The sequence below is a fragment of the Alkalidesulfovibrio alkalitolerans DSM 16529 genome, assembly GCF_000422245.1.
GTDB lineage: Bacteria > Desulfobacterota > Desulfovibrionia > Desulfovibrionales > Desulfovibrionaceae > Alkalidesulfovibrio > Alkalidesulfovibrio alkalitolerans.
On sequence record NZ_ATHI01000004.1, the window covers coordinates 64166 to 76184 of the forward strand.

6 protein-coding genes are annotated in these 12019 nt (G+C 65.5%); all 6 read left to right on the plus strand.

Annotation, left to right across the window (positions count from 1 at the left end; translation table 11 throughout):
* Positions 1–184: 184 nt before the first annotated feature.
* The 6 genes from nifJ (at position 185) to DSAT_RS02425 (ending at position 11965) form a co-directional block, all read left to right on the plus strand.
* Positions 185–3802 (plus strand): pyruvate:ferredoxin (flavodoxin) oxidoreductase, encoded by a 3618-nt coding sequence (gene nifJ / locus DSAT_RS02400; protein ID WP_020885987.1) that lies wholly within the window; start codon positions 185–187, stop codon positions 3800–3802.
* Between the two features lie 198 nt (positions 3803–4000).
* Positions 4001–5719 carry an L-lactate permease gene (locus DSAT_RS02405; protein ID WP_020885988.1) on the plus strand — a complete coding sequence of 573 codons (1719 nt, stop codon included), beginning with the start codon at positions 4001–4003 and terminating at the stop codon, positions 5717–5719.
* A gap of 163 nt (positions 5720–5882) precedes the next feature.
* Complete coding sequence (locus tag DSAT_RS02410) at positions 5883–7274, plus strand: FAD-binding oxidoreductase (protein WP_020885989.1); 1392 nt, start codon at positions 5883–5885, stop codon at positions 7272–7274.
* 16 nt (positions 7275–7290) lie between these two features.
* The gene (locus DSAT_RS02415) at positions 7291–8574 is read left to right on the plus strand and encodes a (Fe-S)-binding protein (RefSeq protein WP_020885990.1); all 1284 of its coding nucleotides are present in this window, start codon (positions 7291–7293) and stop codon (positions 8572–8574) included.
* 46 nt (positions 8575–8620) lie between these two features.
* The gene (gene pta / locus DSAT_RS02420; RefSeq protein ID WP_020885991.1) at positions 8621–10726 is read left to right on the plus strand and encodes a phosphate acetyltransferase; all 2106 of its coding nucleotides are present in this window, start codon (positions 8621–8623) and stop codon (positions 10724–10726) included.
* A 24-nt stretch (positions 10727–10750) separates the two neighbouring features.
* Complete coding sequence (locus tag DSAT_RS02425) at positions 10751–11965, plus strand: acetate kinase (protein WP_020885992.1); 1215 nt, start codon at positions 10751–10753, stop codon at positions 11963–11965.
* Positions 11966–12019: the final 54 nt, after the last annotated feature.

Below are 12019 nucleotides of genomic sequence, written 5' to 3' on the forward strand. Positions count from 1 at the left end.
GTCTTGCTGGCCTGTGGTAGTGGGCTACTGTGAGGGTGCGTCAAAGTGGCATGTTTCTTGTTTTAGCCTTCGGCGGATCGTCTTGCGCGTGGCGGGCGCAGGCCGGATGTACCGGCCGAAGGTCGAACCACTGCGGCCCCGTTCCATTCCGGAATGACCGGGCCGACCTCGGAAGGAGAGAGAAATGGCGAAGAAGATGATGACAGTCGATGGCAACACCGCGACCTCCTACGTCGCTTACGCGATGAGCGAAGTCGCGGCCATCTATCCGATCACCCCGTCCTCCACCATGGGCGAGGTGTGCGACGAATGGGCCGCGCAGGGACGCAAGAACGCCTTCGGCCAGGTCCTGAACGTCCGCGAGTTGCAGTCCGAGGCCGGTGCCGCCGGCGCGGTGCACGGCTCCCTGGCGGCCGGAGCGCTGACCTCCACGTTTACCGCCTCGCAGGGCCTTCTGCTCATGATTCCCAACATGTACAAGATCGCGGGCGAGCTTCTGCCCGGCGTCTTCCATGTCTCGGCCCGCGCCGTGGCCGCCCATGCCCTGTCCATCTTCGGCGACCATCAGGACATTTACGCCACCCGCCAGACCGGCTTCGCCATGCTGGCCTCCAACTCCGTGCAGGAGGCCCACGACATGGCCCTGGTGGCCCATCTCGCGGCCATCGAGTCCTCGGTGCCGTTCATGCATTTCTTCGACGGCTTCCGCACCTCGCACGAGATCCAGAAGATCAAGGTCGAGAGCTATGAGGACATGAAGGCCCTCATCAACCAGGAAGCCCTGGCCCGTTTCCGCCAGAGGGCCATGAATCCCGAGCACCCGCACATCCGCGGTACCGCCCAGAACCCCGACATCTATTTCCAGGGCCGCGAGGCGTCCAACCCCTACTACCGGAAGATCCCGGCCATCGTGGCCTCCTACATGGAGAAGGTCGGCCAGCTCACCGGCCGCAGCTACAAGCTCTTCGACTACGTGGGCGCGGCCGACGCCGAGCGCGTGATCATCGCCATGGGCTCGGGCTGCGAGACCGCCGAGGAGGTCGTCAACCACCTCCTGGCCAAGGGCGAGAAGGTCGGCCTGATCAAGGTCCGTCTCTACCGTCCCTTCTCCCCGGACGCTCTGTTCGACGTCCTGCCCGCCACGGCCAAGACCGTGACCGTGCTCGACCGCACCAAGGAGCCTGGCGCGCAGGGCGACCCCCTGTACCTCGACGTCTGCGCCTCGGCCATCGAGCGCGGCGTCACCGGCGTGCGCTTCCTGGCCGGCCGCTACGGCCTGGGCTCCAAGGAGTTCACCCCGGCCATGGTCAAGTCCGTGTACGACAACATGGCCGCCGCCGCTCCCAAGAACCACTTCGTGGTCGGCATCGAGGACGACGTGACCAACACCTCGCTGCCCGTCGACGCCTCCTTCCCCGACACCACGCCCGAAGGCACCATCCAGTGCAAGTTCTGGGGCCTGGGCGCGGACGGCACGGTGGGCGCGAACAAGCAGGCCATCAAGATCATCGGCGACGCCACGGACCTCTTCGTGCAGGCCTACTTCGCCTACGATTCCAAGAAGTCCGGCGGCATCACCATCTCGCACCTGCGCTTCGGCAAGTCGCCCATCCAGTCCACCTACCTGGTCAACTCGGCCGATTACGTGGCCTGTCACAACCCGGCCTACGTCACGGCCTACGACCTGCTCGACGGCGTCAAGGACGGCGGTACCTTCGTGCTCAACTCCCCCTGGTCGCTGGCCGAGATGGAGAAGAGTCTGCCGGGCGCCCTCAAGCGCCGCATCGCCCAGAAGAAGCTCAAGTTCTACACCATCGACGCGGTCAAGATCGCGCAGGAAGTGGGACTGGGCGGCCGCATCAACATGATCATGCAGACCGCCTTCTTCAAGCTTGCGGGCGTGATTCCCTTCGAGCAGGCCGTGACCATGCTCAAGGACTCCATCAAGAAGGCCTACGGCGCCAAGGGCGAGAAGATCGTCTCCATGAACGTGGCCGCCGTGGAAAAGTCCATCGAGGCGCTTGAGCCCGTCGCCTACCCGGCCTCCTGGGCCGACGCCGCGGACGATGCCGCCAAGGCCTTGAACGAGCCCGAGTTCGTCTCCAAGGTCATGAAGCCGATGCTGGCCCAAAAGGGCGACGCCCTGCCCGTGTCCGCCTTCACCCCGGACGGCATCTTCCCCACGGCCACCTCGCAGTACGAGAAGCGCGGCGTGGCCATCCTGGTCCCCGAGTGGATCAAGGAGAACTGCATCCAGTGCAACCAGTGCTCGTTCGTCTGTCCGCACTCGGCGCTTCTGCCCGTGCTGGCCACCGCCGATGAGCTCGCCTCCGCTCCCGCGGCCTTCGAGACCGTGGAGGCCAAGGGCAAGGAGCTCAAGGGCCTGGCCTACCGCATGCAGGTGGACGCCCTGGACTGCATGGGCTGCGGCAACTGCGCCGACATCTGTCCGTCCAAGGAAAAGGCCCTGGTCATGAAGCCCCTGGCCACCCAGACCCCGGCCCAGGTGCCCAACTACGACTTTGCCGTGACCGTGCCGCTCAAGGACAGCCTGATGAGCCGCGCCACGGTCAAGGGCAGCCAGTTCCAGAAGTCGCTCATGGAGTTCTCGGGCGCGTGCTCGGGCTGCGGCGAAACCCCGTACGTCCGCGTGCTGACCCAGCTCTTCGGCGAGCGCATGGTCATCGCCAACGCCACGGGCTGCTCCTCCATCTGGGGCGCCTCGGCTCCCTCCACGCCCTACTGCGTGAACAAGGACGGCCACGGTCCGGCCTGGGGCAACTCGCTCTTCGAGGACGCGGCCGAGTTCGGCTACGGCATCGCGCTTGGCACCCGCCAGCGCCGCGACCGGCTGGCCGACCTGATGCGTGAGGCCCTGCCTCAGGCTTCGGGCGACCTCAAGGCCGCCATGGAAGCCTGGCTCGCGGGCAAGGACGACCCCGACCTCTCCAAGGCCGCGGGCGACAAGCTGAAGCAGCTTCTGCCCGGCGCGGGCGCGGCCTTCGCCGAGATCCTCGCCCAGGCCGACCTGTTCACCAAGAAGTCCGTGTGGATCTTCGGCGGCGACGGCTGGGCCTACGACATCGGCTACGGCGGATTGGACCACGTGCTGGCCTCGGGCGAGGACGTGAACATCCTGGTCATGGACACCGAGGTGTACTCCAACACCGGCGGCCAGTCCTCCAAGGCCACGCCCACCGGCGCGGTGGCCAAGTTCGCCGCCTCGGGCAAGCAGGTCCGCAAGAAGGACCTGGCCCGGATGCTCATGACCTACGGCTACGTCTACGTGGCCGCCGTGGGCATGGGCGCGAACAAGAACCAACTCCTCAAGGCCTTCCAGGAGGCCGAGAGCTACAAGGGTCCCTCCATCGTCATCGCCTACGCCCCCTGCATCAACCAGGGCCTCAAGAAGGGCATGGGCAAGACTCAGGAGCAGACCAAAACCGCCGTGGAGTCCGGCTACTGGCCGCTGTTCCGCTACGATCCGCGCCGCGCGCGGCAGGGCGAGAACCCGCTGGTCATCGACTCCAAGGCGCCTGACGGCACCATCCAGGACTTCCTCATGAGCGAGAACCGTTTCGCCGTGCTGGCGAAGGCCGTTCCCGAGGAAGCCAAGGAACTGCGCGCCGCCATCGAGCAGGAGGTCAACGAGCGTTGGCGCATCCTGAACCAGATGGCCGGAGCGAACCCCTACGCCGAGGGAGCGGTCGCGCCGCTGCCCAAATGCGTGCTGTCCGAGACCGCGGAGCACTCCCGTCCCACCGCCGGGGACGAGCCGTGCGACTCGGGTCTGGGCGGTTAGGGTTCGATCGCCGGGGCCCCGAAGGCGGGGCCCCGGCATTCCATGCGCATATCGAGGTTCAAGCGGTTTGATGCGGCCCGCGCCGGCTGACGAGGCGGAGCAGACGGAGCGGGCAGGTGTCGGACGGCGGTCCGAAGAATCGAGGCGGGACCGCGCACCGATGCCAGTATGAACTCACTCTTGTTTGGAGGGCTGTACATGTCAGTCGGACTTTTGGCGCTCATCGCCGCAATCCCCATCGCTCTGGCGCTCGTGCTCATGGTGGGCATGCGCTGGCCCGCGACCAAGGCCATGCCCCTGGCCTGGCTCGTCACCGCTCTCGCGGGCGTGCTCGTGTGGCAGCTGCCCGCGGGCTACGTGGCCGCGCTGACCATCCAGGGCGTCATCGGCGCAATCGGCATTCTCATCATCGTCTTCGGCGCGATCCTCATTCTTTACACGCTGCGCGATTCCGGCGGCATGGAAACCATCCAGTGCGGCATGCAGGGCATCTCTCCCGACATGCGCGTGCAGGCCATCATCATCGGTTACCTGTTCGCGGCCTTCATCGAAGGCGCCGCGGGCTTCGGCACCCCGGCCGCCCTGGCTGCGCCGCTGCTTCTGGCCCTGGGCTTCCCGCCCCTGGCCGCGGCCGTCATCTGCCTGGTCTTCAACTCCTTCCCGGTCTCCTTCGGCGCGGTGGGCACGCCCATCATCCTGGGCCTGGGCTTCCTGAAGGAACTCGTGAACACCGCCGCCACCTCGGGTCTGGCGGGCGTGAACTTCACGAACATGGAGTCCTTCAACATGCTCATCGGCCAGTGGGCGACCCTGATGCACCTGCCGATGATCTTCATCCTGCCCATCTTCATGCTCGGCTTCATCTCCCGCGTCTTCGGCCCCAACCGTTCCTGGAAGGAAGGTCTGGCGGCGTGGAAATTCTGCGTCTTCGCGGCCGTGGCCTTCACCATCCCCTACCTGGTCTTCGCCTGGCTGGTCGGTCCCGAGTTCCCGTCCCTGATCGGCGGCCTTGTGGGCCTTGGCATCGTGGTCTGGGGCGCCAAGAAGGGCATCGCCCTGCCCAGCGACGGCGTCTTCACCTTCGGCTCCCAGAAGAACTGGGATCCCGAGTGGACCGGTTCCGTCACGGCGGCTGCCGAGGGTTGCAAGTTCGAGGCGCGCATGAGCCAGTTCCGCGCCTGGCTGCCCTACGTGCTCATCGGCCTGTTCCTGGTCCTGACCCGCATCAATGAACTCGGCCTGAAGGCCCTTCTGGCCGGCCAGAGCATCAGCTTCAAGGGCATCCTTGGCTATGAGTCGGTCAACGCGGCCATCCAGTACCTCTACCTGCCCGGCACCATTCCCTTCATGCTGGTCGCCATCCTGACCATCTGGATCCACGGCATGCCCGGCGACAAGGTCAAGGCCGCCTGGGTGGATTCCATAAAGCGCATGAAGAACCCGGCCATCGCCCTGTTCTTCGCCGTGGCCCTGGTTTCCATCTTCCGTGGCTCGGGCATCGGCGACGTGGCCCTGAACCCCAACGGCTACGCCTCCATGCCTCTGGTCATGGCCAAGGCCGTGTCCGACATCGTGGGCAACGCCTGGCCTCTGTTCGCCTCCTTCGTGGGCGGCCTGGGCGCGTTCATCACCGGCTCCAACACCGTGTCGAACCTGCTCTTCGCCGAATTCCAGTGGGGCATGGCGAGCCAGCTCGACCTGCCGCACCAGGTCATCGTCGCGGCGCAGGTCGTGGGCGGCGCCATGGGCAACATGGTTTGCATCCACAACATCGTGGCCGTGTGCGCCGTGGTGGGCCTTTCCGGCATGGAAGGCCAGATCCTCAAGCGCACCTTCTGGCCGTTCCTGCTCTACGGCGCCGTGGTCGGCATCGTGGCCAGCCTGATGGCCTTCGTGTTCATGCCGCACCTGTACTAGCGGCAATGGGTTCCTGGTCCGGGGGGAAATCCCCCGGACCTCCCCATTCCCCGGTGCCGCCGCCTGCGGCCCCCGGGAATGCGGAGGTCCGGTCCGCCGGTGAGTCTTTCACTGGCAAAAGGCCCGCACTCGCAAATCCAACTGATCAAAGGAGAGCCACATCATGATTTCCAAGGCGCTCATCACCGAGTTCGAGACGGCTGTCGGCAAGGACAACGTCATGACCGAGGCCACCGAACTGCACTCTTACTCCTACGATTCAGCCGTGCTGGACCAGGTCCAGCCCGGCATCGTGGTCCGTCCCACGGAATCCGAGAACCTGGGCAAGGTCGTCAAGCTGTGCAACGACAACGGCCTGAAGCTGACCGTGCGCGGCGCGGGCACCAACCTTTCGGGCGGCACCATTCCGCATCCCGGCGGCGTGGTCTGCCTGACCTCGGCCCTGGACAAGATCCTCGAACTCAACGAGGAAGACCTCTACGCCGTGGTCCAGCCCGGCGTGGTCACGGCCAAGTTCGCGGCCCACGTGGCCTCCAAGGGCCTGCTGTATCCGCCCGATCCGGGCTCGCAGGCCGTCTCCACCCTGGGCGGCAACGTGGCCGAGAACGCGGGCGGCCTGCGCGCCCTGAAGTACGGCGTGACCAAGGACTACGTCATGGGCATCGACTTCTTCGATGTGAACGGCGAACTGGTCCGCTCCGGCGGCAAGACAGTGAAGTGCGTCACCGGCTACAACTTGGCCGGCTTGATGATCGCTTCCGAGGGCACGCTCGGCGTGTTCGAGAAGATCACCCTGAAGCTCGTGCCGCCCCCGACCGCCTTCAAGGCCATGATGGCCGTGTTCGACGACGTCATGGGCGCCTCGCGCGCTGTGGCAGCGATCATCGCCAACAAGATCCTGCCCGCCACCCTCGAAATGATGGACAACTTCACCATCCGTACGGTGGAGAACTTCCGCAAGGCCGGCCTGCCCACGGACGCCGCCGCCATGCTGCTCATCGAGGTGGACGGCCATCCCGCCCAGGTCGAGGACGACGCGGCCAAGGTCGAGGCCATCTGCAAGGAGCACAAGGCCAGGAGCGTCCGAGTGGCCAAGGACGCGGCCGAGCGCAACGCCGTCTGGCAGGCCCGCCGCGACGCGCTGCCCGCCCTGGCGCGCGTGCGCCCGACTACCGTGCTCGAAGACGCCACCGTGCCCCGGTCCAAGATTCCGGCCATGATGCAGGCGCTGGACCGCATCGCCAAGAAATACGACCTGACCATCGGCACCTTCGGCCACGCCGGCGACGGCAACCTGCACCCGACCATCCTCACGGACAAGCGCGACGCCAACGAGTGGCACCGCGTGGAAGAGGCCGTGGACGCCATCTTCGACGAGGCCCTGGCGCTTGGCGGAACGCTCTCGGGCGAGCACGGCATCGGCCTGGCCAAGTCCAAGTACATGAAGAACGAGTGCGGCATCGCCTCCATCGAGTACTCGCGGCGCATGAAGAGCGTGCTCGACCCCAAGGGCATCCTGAACCCCGGCAAGATTCTCGGCCCCCTGCTCGGCTAGCCTTTTGGAGGACGACATGGCTGACATCAAGAAACTCGTGTCCATGCTCAAGGAGCTGGACGATCTGCTGACCGGCTGCATGCGTTGCGGCATGTGTCAGGCCCAGTGTCCGGTCTTTGCCCAGACGGGCAGGGAGACGGACGTCACGCGCGGCAAGTTGGCCCTGCTCTCGGGCCTTGCCGACGAAATGATCAAGGACCCCGAGGGCGTCAACGAAAAGCTCCAGCGCTGCCTTCTGTGCGGCACCTGCGAGGCCAACTGTCCCTCCGGCGTGAAGGTCACTGACATCTTCCTGCGCGCGCGGGCCATCATGGCCGGATACCTGGGGCTGCCCCCGGCGCAGCGCCTGATCTTCAGGAAGCTTCTGACCAACCCCAAGCTGATGAACAACCTGCTGTCGCTCGGCGCGACCTTCCAGGGGCTGTTCACCAAGGAGGCCGATGCCATCATCGGCACCTCCTGCGCCCGCTTCAACGCGCCGGTCATCGCGGACCGCCACTTCAAGGGGCTGGCCAAGAAACCGCTGCACTCCATCGTGCCCAAACTCGACACCCCTCCGGGCAAATCGGGTCTGCGCGTGGCCTTCTTCCCGGGCTGCGTCACGGACAAGATATTCCCCGAGGTGGGTCAGGCCGTGCTGAAGGTGCTCGAACACCACGGCGTTGGCGTGTACATGCCCGCCAACCAGGCCTGCTGCGGCATCCCGGCGCTCTCCAGCGGCGAAACCGGCGCCTTCGACAAGATGGTCAGGGCCAACCTCGACCTCTTCGCCAAGGCCAAGTGGGACTACATGGTCACGCCCTGCGCCACCTGCACCTCGACCATCGCCAAGCTCTGGCCCAAGTACTACGGCGACTCGCTCGACCAGGGCCGTCCCCGCATGATCGCGGGCAAGGTCATGGACATCAGCCAGTTCCTCGTGGACGTGCTCAAGGTCCAGCCCGCGACGGCCACGGGCGACGCGGCCAAGGCCGCCTACCACGACCCCTGCCACCTGCGGAACTCGCTGGGCATCACCGCCCAGCCCAGGGCCGTGCTCGCGGCCAATCCGGGCTACACCGTGGCCGAACTGCCCGGCGGGCCCTCGTGCTGCGGCTGCGGCGGCAGCTTCAACCTCAAGCACTACAAGCTGTCCGACATCATCGGCGGCAAGAAGGCCCAGAGCATCATCGCGACAGGGGCAAAAGTCGCGACCACGAGCTGCCCGGCCTGCATGCTGCAACTGGCGGACATGCTCTCGAAGTCCGGGAAATCCATCCCGGTCAAACACGTGATCGAGCTCTACGCCGCCTCGCTCTAGGCGTTGTGCGAGGACGGCGGGGACAGTCAACCGAAAGGTGAAGCCAATGGCCAAGAACCTCTATGTGATCAACACCGAACCGCGCAGCGGCAAGTCGGCGATCTGCCTCGGGCTCATGCAGATGCTCATGCGCGACATCCGTCGCGTGGGCTTCTTTCGGCCCATCATCAGCGGCAAGATCGAGGGCAGGCGGGACCACGACACGAACCTCATCCTGTCGCAGTTCTACCTGAACCAGACCTACCAGGACGCCTACGGCTACACCCTGGAGGAGGCCCGCGACCTCATGAACCGGGGCGAGCACGCCCTGCTCATGGAGAATATCCTGGCCAAGTACAAGGCGCTCGAGTCCCGCTTCGATTTCATCCTGTGCGAAGGCACGGATTTCTCGGGGAGCGACTCGGCCTTCGAGTTCGACATCAACGCCGAAATCGCATCCAACCTGGGCGCGCCCGTGGTCCTCGTGGCCAACGGGCAGGGCAAGACCTCCAAGCAGATCGTGGCCCAGACCCAGCTCGCCATCGACGTCTTCGCCGAAAAGGGCCTGGACATCCTGGCGACCATCGTCAACCGCGTGGAAGTGCCGGACAGGAACGAAATCCTGTCCGGCCTCCGCTGCAAATATCGCCTCAACGAGGAGTGCCTGACCTACGCCATCCCCGAGGTACCCTCCCTGGGCAAGCCCACTGTGCACGACGTGCAGAAGTGGCTCGGGGCCGAGGTCATCTCCGGCCGCGAGCACCTCGAAGTGCTGGTGGACGACTACGTGGTGGCGGCCATGCAGGTGAACAACTTCCTGGAGTACGTCTCCAAGAACTGCCTGGTCATCACACCGGGCGACCGTTCCGACATCCTGCTGGCCTGCTTCGCCACGCGGCAGTCACACACCTATCCCGAGGTCGCGGGCATCGTGCTTACGGGCGGCATCAAGCCTCCCGCCTCCATCCAGAAGCTCCTGGAAGGCTGGACCGGCATTCCCATGCCCATCCTCGTGGCCGACGGCCACACCTACAAGACCACGCGCATCCTCATGGACCTCTACGGCCGTATCGACCCCGACGATCAGAAAAAGATCGCCACGGCCCTGGGCGTCTTCGAGGAGCACGTGGACACCGGCGAGCTGCGCAAGCGCCTGGAGGCCAAGAAGTCCACCAAGGTCACGCCGGTCATGTTTGAGTACAGCCTGATCGAGAAGGCCAAGGCCGACCGTCAGCACATCGTGCTGCCCGAGGGCTCTTCGGACCGCATCCTGCAAGCCGCGGACATCCTTTTGCGCCGCGGCATCGTGGACCTGACCATCCTCGGCGAGCCCGACACCGTGCTCGCCCGCGCCGGGCAGATGGGCCTCTCCCTGGAGAAGGCCCAGATTCTCGACCCGGTGAAGTCCGACCTGTACGAGGAGTACTGGAACACGTTCCTCGACCTTCGCAAGTCCAAGGGCATGACCCCCGAGGTGGCCCGCGACAGCATGGCCGACCCCACCTACTTCGGCACCATGATGGTCTACAAGGATCACGCCGGAGGCATGGTTTCGGGCTCCATCACCACCACGCAGCAGACCATCCGGCCCGCGCTGCAATTCGTCAAGACCAGGCCCGGCATCTCGCTCGTGTCCTCGGTTTTCCTGATGTGCATGCCCGACCGCGTTCTGGTCTTCGGCGACTGCGCCGTGAACCCGAGCCCCAATGCCCAGCAACTGGCCGAAATCGCCATCGCCTCGGCGGACACGGCGCGGCAGTTCGGCGTGGACCCGCGCGTGGCCATGCTCTCGTACTCCACGGGCGCCTCGGGCGCGGGCGCCGAGGTCGAGAAAGTGCGCGAAGCCACCCAGATCGCCAAGTCCATGGCCCCGGATCTGCCCATCGAGGGCCCGATCCAGTACGACGCGGCCTACGATCCCGACGTGGCGCGCACCAAGATGCCGGACTCGCTCGTGGCGGGCAAGGCCACGGTCTTCATCTTCCCGGACCTGAACACCGGCAACAACACCTACAAGGCCGTGCAGCGCGCGGCCAACGCCGTGGCCATCGGCCCGGTGCTGCAGGGTCTGAACAAACCGGTGAACGACCTCTCGCGGGGATGCACCGTGCCCGACATCGTCAACACCGTGGCGATCACCGCCATCCAGGCCCAGTTCGCCAAGAAGGCGTAGCGGCCCGTCAAGGAGACATGTTTCATGAAGATACTCGTTTTGAACTCGGGCAGTTCGTCCGTAAAATATCAGCTATTGGACATGGAGGCCAAGAGCGTCCTGGCCTCGGGCCTCGTGGAGCGCATCGGCGAATCCATGGGCGCGGTGAAGCACAAGCGCTTTCCCGGTTCCTCGCGCGAGGAGACCTTCTCCTACGAGGAGCCCATCGCCGACCACGCCAAGGGTCTGACCCGCGTGGTGGGTCTGATCACCGCCCCCGAGACCGGCGTCATCGCCGACGTGTCGGAGATCGACGGCATCGGCCATCGCATCGTGCACGGTGGCGAGTCGTTCAGCGCGCCCACCCTGGTCGATGCGGCGGTCATCGAGGGCATCAAGGCCCAGATTCCGCTCGCGCCCCTGCACAATCCCGGTGGGCTGGCGGGCATCGAGACCGCGCTGCGCCTTTTGCCCGGCGTGCCCAACGTGGCCGTGTTCGACACCGCCTTCCATCAGACCATGCCGCCCGAGGCCTACCGCTACGCCATTCCCAAGGAGCTCTACACGGAGCTGAAGATCAGGCGCTACGGCTTCCACGGCACCTCGCATTTCTACGTGGCCAAGCAGTGCGCCAAGCTTCTGGGCAAGCCCTTTGAGCAGACCTCGTGCGTCACCGTGCACCTGGGCAACGGCTGTTCCATGGCCGCCGTGAAGAACGGCAAATGCATCGACACGAGCATGGGCCTCACGCCCCTGGCCGGGCTGGTCATGGGCACGCGGTCGGGCGACGTCGATCCCGCCCTGCACGCCTTTTTGGCCGACAACAAAGGCTTGACCATTCGCGAAATCGACAGCATTTTGAACAAACGCAGCGGACTCAAGGGCATGTGCGGCCATAACGATATGCGCGACATCCACGACCGGGTGGCCGAGGGCGACCATGACGCGGAGCTGGCGCTGAAGGTCTTCTGCCGCCGCGTGACGCAGTACATCGGCCAGTACATGGCCGTGCTCGGCGGCACCGACGCCATCTGCTTCACGGCCGGAATCGGCGAGAACGATCCTGTCGTGCGCCAGCTTTCCTGCGCGTCCCTGGCCGCCATCGGGGCGATCATCGACGCCGAGCGCAACATGAGCGCGCCGCGTGGGCAGGTCACGGAGATCAGCACACCGAAGAGCCCTGTGAAGATATTCATCCTGCCCACCAACGAGGAACTGGAGATCGCTTCCCAGACCCTTGAGGTGCTCGCCAACCGGTAGCCGTACAACCGCCGCGTCGCCCCGTCGGACAAACAGGGGCGACGCGGACTTTCG

What these genes read in the sequence shown, in the direction of transcription:
- DSAT_RS02415 (WP_020885990.1), top strand. Translation starts at nt 7,291, where the DNA reads ATGGCTGACATCAAGAAACTCGTGTCCATGCTCAAGGAGCTGGACGAT.
- nifJ (WP_020885987.1), top strand. Translation starts at nt 185, where the DNA reads ATGGCGAAGAAGATGATGACAGTCGATGGCAACACCGCGACCTCCTAC.
- DSAT_RS02425 (WP_020885992.1), top strand. Translation starts at nt 10,751, where the DNA reads ATGAAGATACTCGTTTTGAACTCGGGCAGTTCGTCCGTAAAATATCAG.
- DSAT_RS02410 (WP_020885989.1), top strand. Translation starts at nt 5,883, where the DNA reads ATGATTTCCAAGGCGCTCATCACCGAGTTCGAGACGGCTGTCGGCAAG.
- pta (WP_020885991.1), top strand. Translation starts at nt 8,621, where the DNA reads ATGGCCAAGAACCTCTATGTGATCAACACCGAACCGCGCAGCGGCAAG.
- DSAT_RS02405 (WP_020885988.1), top strand. Translation starts at nt 4,001, where the DNA reads ATGTCAGTCGGACTTTTGGCGCTCATCGCCGCAATCCCCATCGCTCTG.